This window comes from Desulfuromusa kysingii (assembly GCF_900107645.1).
Classification (GTDB): Bacteria; Desulfobacterota; Desulfuromonadia; order Desulfuromonadales; family Geopsychrobacteraceae; genus Desulfuromusa; species Desulfuromusa kysingii.
The window spans coordinates 84,955-104,589 of sequence record NZ_FNQN01000008.1 but is presented as its reverse complement, the minus strand read 5'-3'; the positions used below and the strand labels follow the sequence as shown (position 1 = coordinate 104,589).

Below are 19,635 nucleotides of genomic sequence, written 5' to 3'. Positions count from 1 at the left end.
AATTTAATCGTCGGTCTTTTTTTTCTCTTCTAGCTCTTCAACTTGCCCCTCTTCAATATCATCGTCAACATCTTTGATCCCCTTTTTGAAGTTGCGTAACCCTTTACCCAGGGCACCACCAACCTGAGGGATTTTCCCTGCACCAAAGACGATCATGACCAATACCAGAATAATCAATAATTCCTGTGTTCCAAGTCCAAACATCACTATTCTCCTGTATCAAAAAAGGACGTACTGTAAAACAGTTAGAGACTGATAAACATACACTGGTTATCGCCAAAAAACAATCACAGTTGTGCCGCTTTTACCTTGACAGTGGGACTCTGGAAAAAATATAAGTGGAAAAGTTCCTAGAGGAGGCCCCATGATTGATGTAGTCTATTTAGATGGTACGGAAAGCAGCGTCAGTAACGATGTCCTTGATGTCCTCATTGCGACAGAAAAGATCATTCGCTTTAAGCGTTCTGATGGCTGGGTTGATATTGTGAGGCAGAATGCCAGCCTGAGAGATTACCGCAAGCGCGAAGCCTATAACGGTCAAGAGCGACGCGCTCCCTGGCCAAGAAAAATATAATCTATCTTTGTCTCTGGTGTCTAATGTGGTTTTTAGCCGATCTTTTCTTGCCGTTCCTGTTCGGTTTTGCAGTCAATGCAGAGGGTTGTGACCGGTCTGGCGCGTAGTCGTTCGGCGCTGATCGGTTCCTCACAATTTTCACACAGGCCGAAGGTACCGTCGTTGATCCGTTCTATTGCCTGACGAATTTTATTAATCAACATCCGCTCGCGATCGCGAATTCTCAATTCAAAATTTCGATCGGACTCCAGCGACGCTCGATCGGTCGGATCTGGAAAGTTAGGATTTTCTTCGGTCATCTCGGAGACCGTTTTCCCCACATCACTTAACAATGATTCTAACTGCTGATTTAGCAGGGTTCTGAACTCTTCTAAAGATTTGTTATCCATGATTAATCCTCCCACTCTCCTTGTTCAAATATCAGCAATGCTCAGAATAAACCTCTAAGCTGAACATAGATAATTAAGGTCAGAACTGCAACTGCAAGCCAAGCTGAAAAAACGTCGCTACATTTTTGCGGTGGTGCTTCAGCCAGAGCCCTGATTTCCTCACTCACAATATTCTGAGGGACCTTTTCCAGTAGTTGTTTCAACAATAGGCCAAAATGATTATAGCTATTTGATAAAATGAGAAAATCGTCTTCACTGCTGAGGCTGATAAAAGCCCGTTTACGGATCTGGATTGTATCAATAGCGGTGAGTTCAGCATAGCTTAAACGTTTGCGCCGCAATAATTTGTTCACCTCGATCGCATCGTTTCTAAGCGAGACTCTGCGAAAAACACTTTCAACAAAGATAATACAAGCAGGCAATAAAAAGAGGCCGAGGATGATTATTTTTGCGGTGGGTAGGTGTAAAAACAAAGCGCTGAACAACAAAATGAAGCTCAGCAATACCACCAGCCCTAATGGAAGCAGAAAACTTTTCCGGATTGTGTAAGTGGGCGCTTCCATTGTGACCTCTCCCAAAAGCATGAATGAATCATCTAATAGGTTAAATGTTGTTACCAATTTCCGGGACAGCTGCACTCCGGGTGAAGGTGCCACTTTTGCCACCGGTTTTTTTTAACAAACAGATTCCGTCAATCACCATCTCTTTGTCAACTGCTTTACACATATCGTAGATTGTCAGCGCGGCAACGGAAACGGCAGTCAACGCTTCCATCTCAATTCCTGTTTGTCCGGTGACTTTGGTTGTTGCGGTGATAGTCACTCTGCCTTGTTCCGGGTCACTTTCAAAGTGAATCTCCACGGCGCTGAGCGGTAATGGATGGCAAAGAGGGATCAGGGCCGAGGTCTGTTTTGCTGCCATAATTCCTGCCAGTCTGGCAACTGCAAAAACATCCCCCTTTTTTATCCGTTGTGCCAAAATCTGTTGCAGGGTCTCGGGCTGCATCTGGATTGCACCTCTGGCGACAGCTTCACGAACAGTCAGCTTTTTGTTGCTGACATCAACCATGATGGCTTGACCTTCCATATCAAAATGAGTCAGTTCCTTAGACATTTGTGGTTCTCCATGTTGATGTTATTTGGTTCAGCATCAGACCGTATCTTCTCGTTATGCGAAAATAACCTCCAGCGCTTCGCTGGCATGACTGACACCGATCAGTTTAATAGAATCGGGGCTATCAATGTTTTTCAAATTCCCCTGCGGTAAAACACACTGAGTAAAACCGAGCCGTGCCGCCTCTTTGACGCGTAACTCGGGCTGAGAGACAGCCCTGACTTCCCCTGTGAGACCTACCTCACCAAACAACACCAGGTGTGGATTGATAACGCGATTCAGGTGGCTGGACGCCAGAGCAGCGATGGCTGCAAGGTCAATAGCCGGTTCGTCAAGACGGACTCCGCCGGCGACGTTAAGAAAAATATCCTGCCCCGCCAGTGATAATTCCACTTTTTTCTCCAGAATTGCAATCAATAGCGCGATTCGTTTGTGGTCGATGCCGATCGCTGTCCGCTGGGGGGTGCCGAAAGAACTGCTAGAGACCAACGCTTGAAGCTCCACCAACAGTGGTCGACTCCCTTCCAGAGAAGCGACTACAGCGCTCCCTGCACTTTCTTTGGGCCGTTCCGCTAAAAACAGTTCAGAGGGATTGCTGACCTCGCGGAGTCCCTGTTCCTGCATTTCAAACACGCCGATTTCATTGGTGGAGCCAAAGCGGTTCTTGACCGCCCGGAGAATTCGATACGGGTGCCCCGGATCGCCTTCAAAGTAGAGGACCGTATCAACCATATGTTCGAGAACTCTCGGTCCGGCAATGGCGCCGTCTTTGGTGACGTGGCCGACCAGAAACGTCGGCAGCCCATCTCCCTTGGCTTGAATCATCAATTGTCCGGTACATTCTCGTACCTGACTGACGCTGCCGGGAGCCGAATCCAGAGAACTGGTGAAAATTGTCTGGATGGAATCAATCACCAGAAATGCCGGTTGCAACTCTTTAATCCGTTGCTTGATCTGCTCCAGAGATGTTTCCGCCAGCAAATAAAGGTGATCGGTTTTGATGCCAAGACGGTCCGCACGCAGTTTCACCTGTCGTGTTGACTCTTCTGCCGTGACGTAAAGGGCGGTGCCGTTTTGAGCTAAGCGGGCAAAGGCTTGTAAGAGTAGGGTCGATTTGCCGATTCCAGGGTCTCCACCAACAAGAATGAGCGATCCCGGGACAACTCCGCCACCCAGGGTACGATCAAGCTCTGCCATGCCACAACTTAAGCGATCTTCTTCGCTGCTGCTGACTTCTGCTAACTTCTGCGGTTTTCCCGGTTGCGGAAGGGCACGACTATGAGAAGAAGTTGTCGTGGGCTGCTCTTCAACCAACGTGTTCCATTGCTGGCAATCGGGACATCTGCCAAGCCATTTCGGGCTTTGAAAGCCACAGTTCTGACAGCTGTAGATGGTTTTCTGGCGTGCCACAGGACCTCCAAGAAGTTGATAAAAAAATAACGGCACATCCTATGCTGATCACTATCGGGCTGTCAATTATCCTCGTGTGGAGAGTCATGTCATTATTTGAACAAATTGCACTTGCACGAATATGCAAGTTTTTATATTATGATTCATTAGTTAAATTAAACCATTGTTAGTTGGTTCTGCTTGGGGCGAGTTTCTTGGGAGGGTTCTATGGTGCAGGAAAAATCAACGTATTCGTATTTTGTTTTCAGAAAGTATTCCTTCCGCTGGATTCTTCTGGCTGTTTTACTGACCTGTCTTCCACTCTTTTCATTCTCTGCATGGGCCGACCCACCTACGCCTGATTCTCAAGTGGGTGATACTGTCACCGATCCTGATACCGGTGAAGATGTCATTGTTACCGGTTTACTGCAAGACGCTTATAGTACCTACGGCGTGACGACTGACACTGAGAGACGTATTTACACGACAATAGAAGTTGATGATATTTTTCCTGGTGATGGTGATCATAACTGGACAGTTACAGCTACGACCTCTGATGCTATTTCAGGTTATGTGACAGAAATTTCAATGCAACGGCAGGAGCTGGATGATGATGGAAACCCAGTAACCGATGATGACGAAAATCCAGTGTATGAGGAACAGACTCTGACTGTTGCTGTTGATTATGATGTTAGCAACCCCGTTGATGAAAATGGAGATCCGATTGATCCTTCCGGCTCTCCGGGTGAAGCGGAATTTGATATCGAGCCACCACCACCGGCAACTGGTGACAGCGATAATATTATTTATAAGGTCCGCAAAGGGAGCTCTGGTGATGATGGACGTGATGGTTATGGTGTCCAGACGTGTATTCCATCGACCGATATTTGTACAACTATTGCCTATAGCCCACACCCCGGCGAAGACGGCTCTACCGGACCGAAAAGAACAGTGGATGCCCCACAAAGCTACGGTTTGATCACGACAGTAGGAGATCGTCCTGGAATCACCGCCATAAGTATAGGGGGAGATGGAGGAGATGGCGGTGATGCCTATGGAAACATCAATGCTGAACATGGTGGCGATGCTGGCGATGGGGGTAAGGTCACTGTCACTATGGATACGGAGGTTAATACCAGCGGCGGGGAAGGGCATGGGATTTTTGCCCAGAGTCGTGCCGGTGTGGCTGGAGATGGAGGCAGCGGTTATATCTGGAGTTACGGTGGCGATAGTGGTGATACCGCAAAAGGGGGTACGGTTCAGGTGACCACCGGAGACCACGGATTCATCAGCACATCCGGAAATGGGGCTCACGGCATTTTTGCCCAGAGTCTCGGTGGTGCATCGGGCAGCGGTGGAGACAGTTGGGGCATTGTTGGTGAGGGGGGGAATGCTCTTTCGGCTGGGCATGGAGGCAGCGTCACTGTGACCCATCATGGTGATATTCTCACTCAGGGTAGAGCAAGCTATGGCATTTTTGCCCAGAGCCTTGGTGGTACCGGTGGTGACGGTGGTGACTCCGGTGGAATTTATGCCCTGGGGGGTGATGCTTCGGAAGGTGGCAATGGCAGGAAGGTCACGGTCACATTGGCGGACGCATCACGTGTTGAAACCGAGGGGACTTCCAGCCATGCGATTGTTGCTCAGAGTATCGGTGGTGGTGGCGGTTCTGGTGGTTTTGGTGCCGGATTGTTCGGGCTGGGAGCCAGTGGTTCTGGCGGTGGCAATGGCGGCAGTGTCGATGTCACCTTTGCAGCAGCTGCAATTACAACTTCAGGCGATAAAGCTCATGGATTGCTGGCTCAAAGTATTGGTGGCGGTGGCGGTACCGGCAGCTTTGGAGCGGGAGCTGTTGCCATTGGCGGCAGTGGTTCCGGCGGTGGCGACGGTGGATCTGTAAGTGTCGATAGTGCAGCAACTATTTCTATCGGTGGAGATCATTCACGGGGTGTTTCAGCTCAGAGCATCGGCGGTGGCGGTGGTGATGGAGCCGGTGCTGGTGGACTGGTTGCCATCGGTGGCAGTGGTAGCGGTGGTGGTGACGGTGGAGAGGTCACGGTTGATAACCAAGGTGACATTACCACCAGAGGCTACAATTCTGAAGCTGTGTTGGCCCAGAGTATCGGTGGTGGCGGTGGCAGCGGTGCAGGTAGTGGCGGCGGAGTGTCCTTGGGGGGCAGTGGTTCCGGTGGCGGCGATGGCGATGAGGTTGAAGTCAGCAACAGCGGAGAGCTTATAACTTGGGGAACTGGCTCGGAAGGTCTGTTTGTCCAAAGTGTCGGCGGTGGTGGCGGTGATGGATCCAGCAGCGGCGGTGTTGTCTCGCTGGGTGGCGATGGCGGCAGCGGTGGTGATGGTGCTCGGGTAACGGTGGAAAACAGCGGCGACATAAGAACCCATGGCGACGAAGCAGAAGGCATTTTTGTTCAGAGTGTCGGTGGTGGTGGTGGGAGTGGATCCGGCAGTGGCGGGCTGGTCAGCCTCGGTGGCAACGGTAATGATGGCGGTGATGGCGGTAGTGTAAGAATCAATAATAGTGGCAATATTACGACGGGAATACTCAGTGGTAGCGGAAAAGGTTCAAGCGGCATCTTTGCCCAGAGCGTCGGCGGCGGTGGCGGCAGTGGTGCCGGCAGTGGTGGTGCCGTTTCCCTGGGTGGATCCAGTGGTCATGCCAGTGATGGCGATACGGTAACGGTTCATAATACCGGTGCGGTGACAACCTGGGTAGAACATTCCACGGCTGTATTGGCGCAAAGTATCGGCGGCGGTGGTGGCTACGGAACCAGTGGCGGTGGTGGCTCCGGTGGGATTGTTTCTCTGGGAGGAGACTCCGGCGCCGGAGGCAATGGCGGTGCTGTCACGGTTACTCAAAACAATGCAAATCTTCAGACCAGCGGAGATTACTCCAAAGGCATTTTTGCTCAGAGTGTTGGCGGTGGGGGCGGCAGCGGCGCCGGCAGTGGTGGCGCCGTGTCTCTTGGTGGTAGCGGCGGCACTGGTGGTGAAGGTGGAGCAGTCACAGTTACCGAGACCGGAGGCACCATTGCAACGGCCGGTCAATCTGCTGATGCCATTTATGCTCAAAGTGTCGGCGGTGGTGGTGGAGAAGGTGGTGGCAGTGGTGGAGCCGTTTCTCTGGGAGGTTCTGGCGGTGCCGGTGGTTCAGCCGATGCCGTCACGGTGACGAGCTCCAGTTCGCTTTATACTTTTGGTGACTATTCCGAGGGGATCTTTGCCCAGAGCGTTGGTGGCGGTGGTGGCAGTGGTGCCGGATCGGGTGGAATCATCAGTCTTGGTGGCAGTGGTGATGGTGGAGGTGCTGCGGGTGCTGTAGATGTTGCCCACTTAGGCACCATTGTAACAGAGGGTATCAGTGCTGAAGGGATTTATGCGCAGAGTGTTGGTGGCGGCGGTGGTGATGGTGCAGGCAGTGGCGGAGCTATCTCCATTGGCGGTAGCGGTAGCAGTGCAGGGCATGGCGAAGCCGTCACAGTCGTTCAGGGAGATGGCTCCAGCAGCGGTTCGATTACGACACAGGGGAATTATTCTGAAGCTATTTTTGCCCAGAGCGTTGGTGGCGGTGGCGGTGATGGTGCAGGCAGTGGTGGAGTAATTTCCTTAGGGGGTAGCGGCTCCGGTGGAGCGACAGCAGGCGCTGTCCAAGTGACAAATTACGATAGCTTAACAACCTTTGGCAAAAAAGCTAGCGGGATTTTTGCCCAGAGTGTTGGTGGTGGTGGAGGAAATGGTGCTGCCAGTGGTGGATTGATCACTTTCGGGGGGAGCGGTGACGGAGCCGGAGACAGTGATTCTGTGACAATAGAGAATTCCGGAGCGATCAGCACCAGTGGTGCCCTTTCCAATGCAATTTTTGCCCAGAGCGTCGGTGGTGGCGGAGGAAATGGAGGGACGACCGGAGGGGTGTTGTTCACAGTTGGTGGCAACGGTGGAAGCGGGGGTGATGCCGGAGCGGTTGAGGTGAGCAATAGTAACAATCTAAGAACTGTGGGTAATGATGCTGATGCGGTGTTTGCCCAAAGCCTCGGTGGCGGCGGTGGTAACGCTGGGAGTGCGGCCTCTGGATCGGTGATGGCTGGGGTTGCTATTGGTGGTGCTGGTGGTGCTGGTGGTGCTGGGGATAGTGTCAGCGTTAGCGTAGAAACCCACGAGGTTGATGGCGAAGAGGTTTTCACGTCAATTTCAACCGCGGGAGATCGTTCCCGAGGCATCTTTGCCGAAAGCGTTGGCGGCGGTGGCGGCAACGGGGGCTTTGCCGTCCAGGGGAGTGTCGGCACTTTCGGTTCCCTTTCGGTCGCAGTCGGTGGCAGCGGTGGTCTGGGTGGTGATGGAAGTGAGGTCACTGTTGATGCCGCTGCTGTTATTGAAACTGCAGGGGAAGATGCCGATGGCTTCGTTGCCCAGAGTACTGGTGGTGGCGGCGGTAGCGGAGGGTTCTCCGTGGCAGGCAGTATCCAGTTTAACCCGGCGGGTGGTGGGGCTGTTGCTATCGGTGTTGGAGGCAGCGGTGGCTCCGGCGGTGATGCTGATGCTGTTATTGCTAACCTGACCGGTCAAGTAACGACCTTGGGGGATTTATCCGAAGGACTCCTTGCCCAGAGTGTTGGTGGCGGTGGAGGAAATGGTGGTTTTGATGTGTCTACAGCAATCAGCGGGTCTGGTGGCGGTAGTGGGGCTATAACCCTCGGTGTCGGTGGCAGCGGTGGGGATGGTGGTGACGGCGGCAGTGTTCATTCAACGGTGCGTGGCGATATCATGACGTCCGGTGATAAAGCCGATGCCTTAGTTGCCCAGAGTGTTGGTGGCGGCGGAGGGAATGGTGGTTTTAATGTCAGTTCGAGTATCTCCGTCGGGATTGGTGGCAGCGGTGCTGTAAATGTCGGGATTGGTGGCTCCGGTGGCGGTGGCGGTGGCGGTAGCACTGTTGACTTGGATGCTCAGGGTCATCTTGAAACCCAAGGTGATGATTCTGGTGGGTTGCTGGCTCAGAGTGTCGGCGGTGGTGGCGGTAACGGCGCCTTCAATGTCTCATCGACAATAAACGCTTCTGGAGTTGCAGGCGGGGCTATTGGAATCGGTGTCGGTGGCAGCGGTGATATCGGTGGTGATGGTGATGATGTCCACGGGAATTTTGGTGGTAGCATCAATACCTTGGGTGAAAATTCAGCTGGTGCAGTGATTCAGAGCATTGGTGGTGGTGGCGGTGACGGCGGTTTTAATGTCAGTGGAACTCTGGCTGTTGCCGGTGGTGCCAATGGTGCGCTGGCCTTGGGGGTTGGCGGTGCCGGGGCTGGTGGAGGCAACAGCGGTGCTGTGATGGCAACTCTTACTGCTGATGTCAGCACCAGCGGTAATAAATCTGAAGGTATCATTGTTCAAAGTGTTGCTGGTGGCGGCGGTCATGGTGGTTTCAATGTAACCGGTACCATTGCTGGAGCAACAGCCGCCAATGGAGGGGTCGCTGTCGGCGTCGGTGGTGCTGGCGGTGCCGGTGGCGATGCCGGTACTGTGACCGTTGGCGTAAGCGGAGAAATCTCCACTACGGGTGATAAGTCAACAGCGATCACCGCCCAGAGTGCCGGCGGCGGTGGTGGTCATGGCGGTTTTGACATTGATGGCACAATCTCTCTGTCGGGTGGCGCTACTGGAGCTGTTTCTGTCGGAGTTGGTGGTAGCGGTGGAGACGGTGGTGATGGGGAATCTGTCAATGCCATCGTCAACACAACGATTCAAACTGCTGGAGAAGAATCTGCCGGTGTTGTTGCCCAGAGTGTTGGTGGCGGCGGTGGTACCGGGAGTTTTAATATCAGTGGCGCTGTGGGGCTGTCGACGGAAGGAAGTGGTTCTGTATCCGTCGGAGTTGGTGGCAGTGGTGGAGGCGGCGGTGATGGTCGCCAGGTCAGTTTGAGCGTTAATGACAGTAGCATTACCACCTCCGAAAAGAAGTCCTCAGCGATCGTTGCCCAGAGTGTTGGCGGTGGTGGCGGTGATGGCGGTATAAATATTACTGGTGCCGTGACTTTAACCAAAGATGCCGGAGGTGTTATTGGTGTCGGCATTGGTGGATCGGGTGGTGATGGCGGTGATGGTTCGACTGTTGTTGCTACAACTTCAGGAATTGTGGCTACAGATGGAGATGAATCAACGGGGATCCGAGCACAAAGCATCGGTGGCGGCGGTGGCAATGGTGGAGTGAATATTTCGGGTGATCTCTCCGGAACTCTCGGGGGTGTTAGTGCTTCTGTGGGTGTCGGTGTTGGTGGTTTTAGCGGCGGTGGCGGGACGGCAGAATCTGTCGTTTTGAGCTCCCTATCTTCAGTCAGGACTGACGGTGCCAATGCTCATGGAGTTGTTGCGCAAAGTGTTGGCGGTGGTGGTGGCAACGGAGGTGTCAATGTCAGTGGAGGCGTCTCTTTTGCGAGTACCGGGTCATCGTTCGGGGTGACTGCTGGAGTTGGAGGTTTTGGTGGCAATGGCGGAGATGCTGGGGATGTAACAGCTGCGGTCAGTGGTAATGTTGTGGCGACTGGCTTAGGGTTTGAGGGTGAGAAAGAAGACGCCGATAGTGGTTCAAGTTATTGGGCGATGGAAGATGGGTCATACGGAATTATTGCTCAAAGCCTTGGTGGCGGTGGCGGCAACGGTGCCGTCAATATCAGTGGCGGTATCACAACGTCTGCTGCAGAAACGGGGGCATCTGCCGGATTGACGCTTGGTGTTGGTGGCTTTGGTGGTGATGGCGGTTCGTCTGCTGCAGTTACACTCGATGTTGACAATCAAGTGACTCGGGCGATTGGTGATGATCGCTCCGCTATTCTGGCCCAAAGCCTTGGCGGCGGTGGTGGCAATGGTGGAGTCAATGTCAGTGGCGGTATCAGCACGGATGGTGCATTGACGGTTGGTGTTGGTGGCTTCGGTAGTGATGGTGGCTGGTCTGAGGATGTTTTCTTGCAAGCACTTGCCGATATCGTTGAGACGACAGGTGCCCGCAGTGCGGGTGTTGTGGCTCAGAGTATTGGTGGAGGTGGCGGTAATGGGGGTGTCAATGTCAGTGGCAGCGTAATATTGAGCAAGAAAAATACCTTGCCTTCTGTGACTATTGGCGTCGGCGGTTTTGCTGGGGATGGTGCTGCCAGCGGTGATGTTGAAGTTGAGCATGAGGGAGAGATCTCAACTGCAGGGGAGTGGAGTCACGGGTTGCTGGCCCAGAGTATAGCTGGCGGGGGAGGCAATGGAGGATTCAACTTTAGTGGCAGTGTCAATGTCAGTGCTGTTGCTACACATGGTGGTGCTGTAGCGACGATCGGTGTCGGGGGCTCTGGTGGGAGTGGCAACGATGCCGGAGATGTAACCCTGACCAGTCGTGGTGACATTGTCACTTTCGGCAACGAAGCGCGGGGTGTTTTTGCCCAGAGTGTTGGTGGCGGCGGAGGTATGGGCGGCACGAATCTTGATCTCAATTTGAATATGACTGCTTTTGGTTCCGGAACTCCGATTATGGTCGGGGTCGGTGGTTCCGGAGGCAGTGCAGGAAATGGTGGGGATGTCACTGTAGACCGTGGCACGGTGGATTCTTTCTCAGGCATGATTCAGACAGACGGCAGCGGGGCTGTCGGTCTTGAAGCATCCAGTATCGGTGGCGGTGGTGGTGATGCTGGAATGAACTTGATGTTGGCGGTCAGTAATGAAACCTCCCAAAGCGATTCCTACGCTCTTGAGGTCGGAATTGGCGGCGGCGGTGGAGAATCCGGTGATGGAGGGCAAACAACGGTTGCCAACTTTGGCGATATCAATACCGCAGGAGCCCAGAGCCATGGACTGCTGGCTCAAAGCATCGGCGGTGGTGGTGGTAATGCTAATCTTAATGTCGGTTTCGGCTGGCTCCCTAGCAATAAGATTGCCAAGCTGACAGTTGGCGGTGCAACTGGTGATGGTGGCGAAGGGGGAGATGTCAGTGTCTTGCACTCTGGTGACATTTTCAGTGATGGTGAAAATGCTGCTGCCATTATTGCCCAGAGTATCGGTGGTGGTGGTGGGAATGCTGGTCTTGATACGATTTTTAACAAAGGTTCCGGTGGTGGGGTAGCCGTTTCGCTTGGACGTGTCGGTGGGACTGGAGGTGCAGGTGGTGATGTGGATCTGTCCTCTTTGGGAGCTTTGACCACGACGGGTTCCAACGGCTATGGAGTTCTTGCTCAGAGTATCGGCGGTGGTGGTGGCAACAGTTCGGCCGTTGGTGGCGGTGTGACCTCTTCAAGCTTCAACTCCTCGGAACAAGGTGCGTCTGTCTCTGTTGGTCTGACTGGTGGAGAAGGTGGAGAAGGGGGAGATGTCACCCTTCGTGCCGAGGGGGTGGTCACGACTGCCGGTGAAAAGGCCCATGGGCTGTTTGTTCAAAGTGTCGGCGGTGGTGGCGGCAACGGCGGCAATGCCAATACCGCTGGGATAACTGCTCCTGCTGCGAGTGTCAGTGTCGGTGGCGAAGGGGGTACCGGCGGCACCGGTGGCACAGTGTTTTTGGATAATAGCGCCGTAGTAGAAACCACAGGTGAAAAGGCTGTTGCCCTTTTTGCCCAGAGTGTTGGTGGCGGTGGTGGCACTGGCGGTGCCGCATACAGTGGCGGGTTTGTGACCTCTGGAGCCGGTGCTCAGGTGACCGTTGGTGGTTCCGGCGGCAATGGTGTCGATGGTGGTCAAGTCAGTGTTGATAACAGTGGCATATTGTTAACATCTGGTGAGCGCTCGCATGGGGTTCTGGCGCAGAGCATTGGCGGTGGTGGCGGCGATGGCGGTTTGGTTGTTAACGGGTTGCTCAACACCAATGATGAGGATACGGCGCGTTTGTTTGTTTCTGTCGGTGGTGATGGAGGCTCAGGTGGAATCGGCAAGCAGGTTGAGGTGGTCAATGACGGCGCTATTTCTACTACGGGAGTAGAGGCTATCGGTCTTTTTGCCCAAAGTATTGGTGGTGGTGGTGGAACCGGCAGCGCAGTTATCACTGGGTCTTTTTCCAAGTCGGGAGGGGGAACGACACTTGGGCTGGGTCTCGGTGGCAGCGGCGGTAGCGGCGCTAGCGGAGGTGACGTCACTATCAAGAACCTGATACAGGGAAATCAGCCATACAGTGGCACCATTGAAACTTCTGGAGATGGTGCTCACGGCATCATGGCTTTAAGTATTGGTGGTGGCGGTGGGACTGGTAGCACTGTCTTTACAGGCACCGCAGCGACTGAAAGCAACAGTTCTTCTTCAGCGGTGGCTTTGAGTATTGGCGGTAATGGTGGCGATGGTGGCCGTGCTGGGGTGGTGACGGTTGAGAACGCTGGTCGGGTTGTGACCTATGGCGATGAGGCCCACGGAATTGTTGCCGAAAGCATTGGTGGCGGTGGCGGTAATGGCGGCATGAGTATTGCTGGAAACCTGTTGATCGGCAAGCTGGAAAACAGTGGTATCAATAGTGCTGTCAGCATCGGTGGAACGGGTGGTGATGGCAATATTGGCAATAATGTTCTGGTCGATAACGACGGTGCGATTGAAACCTTTGGGGACAAGTCGTATGGAATTTTAGCTCAGAGTATCGGTGGCGGTGGTGGTAATGGAGGTGTTGCCGTCGCCGCATCGATTGATCCAAGTATTACGACCGGGTTTGCTTCTCAGTCGACGTTACTGAGTATCGGAATAGGAGGATCAGCTGGTAACGGTGCTCTAGGTGGTGATGTCAGCGTCAACCATAGTGGTTCTATTGTGACAAATGGTGCCGATACTTACGGCATCTTTGCTCAAAGTGTCGGTGGTGGCGGTGGTACTTCGGCACTATCGTTTTCCAGCCCTTTCTGGATGGCAATTGATGGTTTGTCTACCCTTCTGGGTGCCAAGGAGGGCAGTGCTGGTATCGGTGGCGATGTGACGGTGAATTCGACCGGAACAATCATGACCAATGGGGCCAACAGTTCTGCTGTGTTTACCCAGGCGATCAGCAGTGGCGGTGGTGAAATAAATATGTTTCTTGATCTGAGTCAGGATGCTTCCAGTCTGGATCAGGAGATCGTCGATATTGATGAAGTGACCTCTGCAACCGAGGACCTTGTCCATGTGTTAAAGCAGACGGTTGGACTAGGTGGAGAGGGTAATCGTGATAATGCTGGAGGCACGGTTGAAAGTTCTCATGTGGGGGATATCCTCGCAACGGGAGATTATTCTGCCGGATTGGAAGTGCAAAGTATCGGCGGTGGCGGTGGTACGGCTGTGTCTGAGGTTGTTCTGCGACCTGAAGATGAAATCGAACTGGAGCTGACCCTTGGGGCAACCGGTAGCACCAATGTTGGTGGTGGGGATATCAATGTTGATCGCGCTGGTCAGGTCATCACCCGTGGCGAACAAGGGAAGGGTGTCAGTGTCCAGAGCATTGGTGGGGGAGGCGGCAGTCTGAATCAATTATTGGTCCGCAGTACGGAAGGGGAGCTGACTGCTGCTGCAACCGCCAGCGGTCAAATTGGTGCCGATGGAGGGATTGATCATCATGGCGGCGAAGTCACTTTGGAAATGTCTGGTGATTTATCCACTGAAGGAGAGCGTGCTCAAGGGATTTTTGTCCAGAGTATCGGTGGCGGCGGTGGTGAACTGCGCTTGACTGGTTTTGACGATGTCGCGCTGCAATTGGGTGGTACCGGTGGCGCTACGGGAGATGGTGGTTCGATAGCTCTGCGTAACACCGGTTTGGTTGCGACCGAGGGGGAATTGTCGCATGGAATCTTTCTGCAATCCATTGGTGGTGGCGGTGGTGCGGTCTTTACCGATCTGGATGGAGTTGCTGCTGATGTGATCCTCAACTCTGACAGTCAAGGTGATGGTGGAAACATCAGATTAACTCAAACCGGTGATATTCAAACCTTAGGTGACCGTGCTTATGGCGTCTGGATTCAAAGTCTGGGTGGTGGCGGCGGAGCGGTTGATACCCGTTTTTCCGGCAGCAGCGGGGGCAGCGGCAGTGGCGGTAACATCGGTGTGACTGTGAACGGTGACATCATCAGCTTTGGCGCTGATGCCACGGCAGTCTTTGTCCAGAGTGACGGCGGTGAGGGGGCTGACAACGGTGACATTGATGTTGTCCTCAATAGTGATTTTGTCACCGGAGGATCTGGTGACAGCAACGGAGTGCAAATTGATGGTGGCGCAAACAATCGCCTGATAAATCATGCTACCTTGATGACCCTTGATGGCATTGCCGGTCAGGCGTTGCTCGGTGGTGATGGTGGTGAGCAGGTTGAAAACTACGGCACCGTGATCGGCAACATTGATCTTGGTGATGGAAAGAACAGTTTTTTCAATGATGAGGATAGTCTTTTGCTGACCGGCTCAATCGCGCTGTTAGGTCGAGGCAATCTGCTCACCAATGCCGGTCAACTGTCCCCTGGCGATCTGTATAACCTGCAAACGACAACGCTGAATGGTGATTTTCTGCAAACAGAAACGGGAGTTTTTCTGGTCGACCTTGACTTCAACGGAAATCATGCCGATCAAATCTATGCCGCAGGCCAGGCACAGGTTTCCGGTCGTATCGTGTTGAACACACTGCATCCTGAGGATCTATTACCGGGTAAAGAGGATGTTGTCATGGTTCATGGGGGGCTGGAGGCCAGTGATGATGACACCGAACTCTTGGTCGATCCATCCGCAGTGGTTGATTATCAACTTCATCTGATTAATGAACAGGATCTGGCTGTGGCTCTGGAAATTGATTTTTCTCCAGATGAGCTTGTCGGTAATCTGGTATCGATTGGTGAGTATTTTAACCGGATCCAGCGAGCTGGTGGTTCCGCTGCAATGGATCCGATTGTGGCAGATATTTTCACTCTTGCGGATGCCACTGCACTCGCTGAAACCTACTCCTACATGAATCCCGATTCCTATGATTATTTTACCGGTGTTGGGTTGGACGTGACGCGCCAATTCAATAGTATTGTGCTCCAGCGCCAGCAGATTCGACATCTCGCCAAAAATTTTGCCACAGATGTGCAGGAATCAATGTCTTCTAGGCGAACCGGAGAAAGAATTCACCTGGCCTACAACGGTTCTGACGCAGAGTTGTATCGTTTGCTATACCGTGACGAACATAAACACATAGATTCAGGACTTTGGCTCAACTATTCTGACCGACGTAGTCATCAGGATGCGGGCTCAAATTATGCCGGATATGAGCAAAAAACTCATGTTATGACAATGGGTTACGATAAAATGATCAATTCCCAAACATTGGCAGGCTTTAGCCTTGGCTATTCTCGCACCGACCTCAATGTTGACGACCATAGTCAGGACGGGGAAATAGAGAATTATCAGACGGCAATGTATGTCAGCCACGATGTTGCCCCATATTATGTCGATGGGATTTTCTCTTATGCCCGGCAAGATTATGACAATAGCCGACTGACCCGAGTTATGGGGGAGTACCGTTTTGCAACCAGTGAACATGAAGGAGATGTCTGGTCCCTTTATGGTGGGGTTGGCCGGAATTTTAAATTTAAAAACTGGCTGCTTCAACCCAATCTGGCATTGAATTACGTCTATCTTAACGAAGATGCTTTTACGGAAACAGGTGCTGATGCTTTGAGTTTACGGGTTGAAAAACGGTCAACAAACAGTCTGACGGCCGATTTAGGCGTCAAATTGTCTGGGATGTTTACCATGACCTCGGGAATTATTGCACCTGAATTTTCGGTGGTTTTTAATCATGATTTTGCAATCGATGACCGGACGGTAACCGCTGGTTTTGTCGGTTATCCCAATGGAGCCTTTACCGTTTTGGGTCGAGAGGTTGAAGAAGATGGGGTGAAGCTGGGATTCGGAGTTAATTATATGAGTAAATACGGGATTGATGCTGTTTTTAAATACCAGAGAGAGATGCGTCCTGGTATGCGTGCCAGCGAAATTATGGGTGAGATCCAGATTAAATTTTGATGGGAAAGGGCAGCTATTTATTCAATCAAGTAGAACCGAGAGAACTTTTTTGGGAAAAGGTAGCATTCTTTTTTGTCCTTTTATAAAATAGACATGGTAGTTAACCAACCTGTCGTGTTTTGATGTATTTTTGATAAAGGATAACATCTATGCTTTATGCTGACCTGCGGGCCGCTCTGGATGAATTTGACCTGCCGGAACAGGTGACCTTGAAAAGAATCCGCAAACGACACCGGCAGCTTGTCCGTAAATATCATCCAGACAGCGGTGAAGTTGCCGATAATGATAAAATCAGAAGTATCAATGCAGCGTATAAGATTCTCAATGAATACCTCAGTAACTATCATTTCGATTTTTCTAAGGATGCTTTTCTTGAACAGTATCCTGAAGAAAGACTTCGTGAACAGTTTTATGATGTGGGGTTATGGGGAGGAAAAGGTTAACAGAGAATCACAACCTATTTCTCAGACGACAGAACACCTCGATTGAATGATAAAATCTAGATGCAATGTGCTTCTCTGCAATGTTGCTCGACTTGTGATCCTCGTTTTTCCCTTCTCTTCAGTTTTAAATTTTTTTCCACTTGAAACTGTGTTAAATTTTCAACTTTTTGCATAACTCTCATAGGGATTTATCGCGTGAACATAGATCAAACCGAAGCATTGATACAGGTCAGCCGTCCTTCCCGTTATCTTGGTGGCGAACTGGGTAGTATCTGTAAGTTGGATTCTGGCATCGAAGTGCGGATGGCTCTCGCTTTTCCTGATGTCTATGATGTTGGCATGAGTCATATCGGCTTTCCTATTCTTTACAATATTCTCAATAACCTTGACTGGGCGGCCGCGGAGCGGGTTTATTCTCCCTGGGGCGATATGGAGCAGTGGTTGCGTGAGCAACACCAGCCTCTCTGTTCACTCGAAACCTCCCAGACCTTAGGGAGTTTTGATATTATCGGTTTCACTCTGCAATATGAACTCAGTTACACAAATTTGCTGACTATGCTGGAGTTATCGGGAATTCCCCTGCGACGAGAACGGCGTGACGATCAGGCCCCACTGATTGTGGTCGGTGGTCCATGCGCTTTTAACCCAGAACCCCTCGCCGATTTTTTTGATGTCGCTTTGATTGGCGATGGTGAAGAGGCGGTGGTTGAACTCGCAACTCTGGTGCGACAGGGGAAACAGGAAAAATGGAGTCGGCAACAATTGTTGCAAAAATTGGCCGCCAGTGACGGTTTTTATGTCCCTGAATTCTTTGCCGTAAGCTATCAGGCCAGTGGCAGCATCGACAAAATTACCCCGTTGCACCCCGGATACGATAAAGTTCGGCGTCGGTTTATTCAAGATCTGGAAACAGCACCGTTCCCCACGCAACCGATTGTCCCGTTTATGCAGACGGTTCATAATCGTGTCGCTATGGAAATTACCCGAGGCTGTACCCGTGGTTGTCGTTTTTGTCAGGCAGGCTATATCTATCGTCCGGTGCGGGAACGGAGCCCCGAAACGATCAAGCGGCTGATCGCTGAATCACTCCAGAACTCCGGTTTTGAGGAGGTGTCGTTACTCTCTCTGTCGACGGGTGATTATAGCTGTATCGAGCCCTTGATGCAGCAGTTGATGGATGTCTATACGAATGATCGCGTTTCCGTTTCCTTGCCGAGCCTGAGAGTAGGTTCTTTGACCTCGGCGCTGATGGAAGAGGTTAAAAAGGTCCGTAAAAGCGGTTTCACCCTCGCCCCCGAAGCTGGCAGTGAGCGACTGCGGAAACTGATCAACAAGGGGATCACCACGGATGACCTGCTGCAATCGACGCAGACGGCGTTTCAACTGGGCTGGCGCTTGATCAAGCTCTATTTTATGCTGGGGCTGCCAACGGAAACGGACACCGATTTGCAGGAGCTGATGGACCTCGCCGCACAGGTGAAGAAGAGTGGTAAAGGGACGGGTGGCAATGATGTTAATGTTGCCGTCTCAACGTTCGTCCCCAAACCGCATACGCCATTCCAGTGGGAAGCCCAGATCGGGATTGACGAAACCCTCAGGAAACAACGCCTGTTGCGGGACGGGTTAAGGCAGAAAAAGTTACGCTTTAAATATCATGGTGCGGAATCCTCTTTTATGGAGGGGGTCTTTGCCCGTGGAGACCGACGTCTGTCAGCGGTTCTGGAGCGAGCCGTGGAGCTTGGTTGCCGCTTTGATGGCTGGCGGGAGTGTTTTGATTTCAACCTCTGGCAGCAGGCTTTTGCCGATTGTGACATTGAACCCTCCTGGTATCTTCGGGAGCGGCAGGAAGATGAGGTTCTCCCTTGGGATCATATTGATTGCGGGGTGCCGAAACAGTTCTTTGTGCGAGAGCGGCAAAAAGCCCTTGCTGGCGCCGAAACCAAAGATTGTCGCGGTGGCATCTGTCACAGCTGTGGTATCTGTGACGGGGAAAGGTTGCAACAACGATTGTCGACCCCGGCGGTTTCAACCGCTGCTCGTAGCGGTGACGAAGGGTGCCAAAATGGTGATCCAGAGCAATTTACCAGAGTCCGACTGCGTTTGAGTAAACTGGGTCGCGCCAGAATGGTTGCCCATCTTGAATATCTGAAGATGTTCCAGCGCGCAGTCCGGCGGGCGAACTTGCCGATCCGTTTTTCACAAGGGTTTCATCCCATGCCGAAGATCTCTTTTTTAGAGGCGTTACCGATGGGAGTTTCCAGTGAAGCCGAGCTCGTCGACCTGGAGTTGCTCTCTTTTGTCCCCGTTAACGAGGTTATTCAGGCTCTTAATGTTCAACTTCCGGAAGGGTTCAAAATAATTGAAGGGGAGATTATCCCTTGGAAATCCCCTTCACCGTCTGCCGCTGTGGCTTCCAGTCGTTATTCTGTTCCTTTGCCAGAGACGGTGGTGGAAGATCTGCACCAGCGCATTGTAGATTTTCTTGATGCTGATCAGATCCTGGTGACACAGATCAAAAAAGAACGGCAAGTCGAGGTGGATATTCGCCCCGGAGTCCTGGAATTGTGTCAGGTCGGGGCTGAACTGCAAATTGAGTTAACCAAGGGCAGCCCGCTGCGAGTTGCGGCTTACCTGCTCAACTCAGATATGGAAACGATCCGCCGATACGGGGTGAGAAAAACCGGGATTGTTCTGAAAGATATGAGTTAAAATCCTTTTTGACGCTGAAACGGAGTAGACTTGGTCCTGATCC

The 19,635-nt window shown here is 52.2% G+C and carries 9 protein-coding genes; 4 read left to right on the top strand and 5 right to left on the bottom strand.

From position 1 onward, the window contains the following. Positions 1-3 precede the first annotated feature (3 nt). A complete protein-coding gene (locus tag BLU87_RS13120; protein WP_092349439.1) occupies positions 4-204 on the bottom strand; it encodes a twin-arginine translocase TatA/TatE family subunit in 201 nt (66 codons plus the stop codon). Positions 205-364: 160 nt separating this feature from the next. On the opposite strand from BLU87_RS13120, the gene BLU87_RS13115 reads away from it, so the two are divergent. After that, complete coding sequence (locus BLU87_RS13115; RefSeq protein ID WP_092349436.1) at positions 365-574, top strand: GSU3473 family protein; 210 nt, start codon at positions 365-367, stop codon at positions 572-574. Positions 575-606: 32 nt separating this feature from the next. Here the strand turns inward: BLU87_RS13115 and dksA are convergent, their stop codons facing one another. From dksA to radA, 4 genes are read right to left on the bottom strand one after another with little or no spacing between them, the layout of a single operon-like run. Further along, complete coding sequence (gene dksA / locus BLU87_RS13110) at positions 607-963, bottom strand: RNA polymerase-binding protein DksA (RefSeq protein WP_092349433.1); 357 nt, start codon at positions 961-963, stop codon at positions 607-609. 41 nt (positions 964-1,004) lie between these two features. Then, the gene (locus BLU87_RS13105) at positions 1,005-1,526 is read right to left on the bottom strand and encodes a hypothetical protein (protein ID WP_092349431.1); all 522 of its coding nucleotides are present in this window, start codon (positions 1,524-1,526) and stop codon (positions 1,005-1,007) included. 40 nt (positions 1,527-1,566) lie between these two features. Beyond that, the gene (gene moaC, locus BLU87_RS13100) at positions 1,567-2,076 is read right to left on the bottom strand and encodes a cyclic pyranopterin monophosphate synthase MoaC (RefSeq protein ID WP_092349428.1); all 510 of its coding nucleotides are present in this window, start codon (positions 2,074-2,076) and stop codon (positions 1,567-1,569) included. A gap of 54 nt (positions 2,077-2,130) precedes the next feature. Further along, positions 2,131-3,486 carry a DNA repair protein RadA gene (radA, locus tag BLU87_RS13095; RefSeq protein WP_092349426.1) on the bottom strand — a complete coding sequence of 452 codons (1,356 nt, stop codon included), beginning with the start codon at positions 3,484-3,486 and terminating at the stop codon, positions 2,131-2,133. A 207-nt stretch (positions 3,487-3,693) separates the two neighbouring features. Here radA and BLU87_RS13090 point away from each other — a divergent pair, with 207 nt between their 5' ends. From BLU87_RS13090 to BLU87_RS13080, 3 genes are all read left to right on the top strand, one after another. Next, entirely contained in the window at positions 3,694-16,440 is a 12,747-nt protein-coding gene (locus BLU87_RS13090; RefSeq protein ID WP_092349423.1) for an autotransporter outer membrane beta-barrel domain-containing protein, read from the top strand. A gap of 149 nt (positions 16,441-16,589) precedes the next feature. Continuing rightward, entirely contained in the window at positions 16,590-16,883 is a 294-nt protein-coding gene (locus tag BLU87_RS13085; protein ID WP_092349420.1) for a J domain-containing protein, read from the top strand. A gap of 195 nt (positions 16,884-17,078) precedes the next feature. Then, positions 17,079-19,592, top strand: coding sequence for a TIGR03960 family B12-binding radical SAM protein (locus BLU87_RS13080; RefSeq protein ID WP_245706498.1), 2,514 nt, complete (start codon positions 17,079-17,081; stop codon positions 19,590-19,592). Positions 19,593-19,635: the final 43 nt, after the last annotated feature.

What these genes read in the sequence shown, in the direction of transcription:
- BLU87_RS13120 (WP_092349439.1), bottom strand. Translation starts at nt 204, where the DNA reads ATGTTTGGACTTGGAACACAGGAATTATTGATTATTCTGGTATTGGTC.
- BLU87_RS13115 (WP_092349436.1), top strand. Translation starts at nt 365, where the DNA reads ATGATTGATGTAGTCTATTTAGATGGTACGGAAAGCAGCGTCAGTAAC.
- dksA (WP_092349433.1), bottom strand. Translation starts at nt 963, where the DNA reads ATGGATAACAAATCTTTAGAAGAGTTCAGAACCCTGCTAAATCAGCAG.
- BLU87_RS13105 (WP_092349431.1), bottom strand. Translation starts at nt 1,526, where the DNA reads ATGGAAGCGCCCACTTACACAATCCGGAAAAGTTTTCTGCTTCCATTA.
- moaC (WP_092349428.1), bottom strand. Translation starts at nt 2,076, where the DNA reads ATGTCTAAGGAACTGACTCATTTTGATATGGAAGGTCAAGCCATCATG.
- BLU87_RS13090 (WP_092349423.1), top strand. Translation starts at nt 3,694, where the DNA reads ATGGTGCAGGAAAAATCAACGTATTCGTATTTTGTTTTCAGAAAGTAT.
- BLU87_RS13085 (WP_092349420.1), top strand. Translation starts at nt 16,590, where the DNA reads ATGCTTTATGCTGACCTGCGGGCCGCTCTGGATGAATTTGACCTGCCG.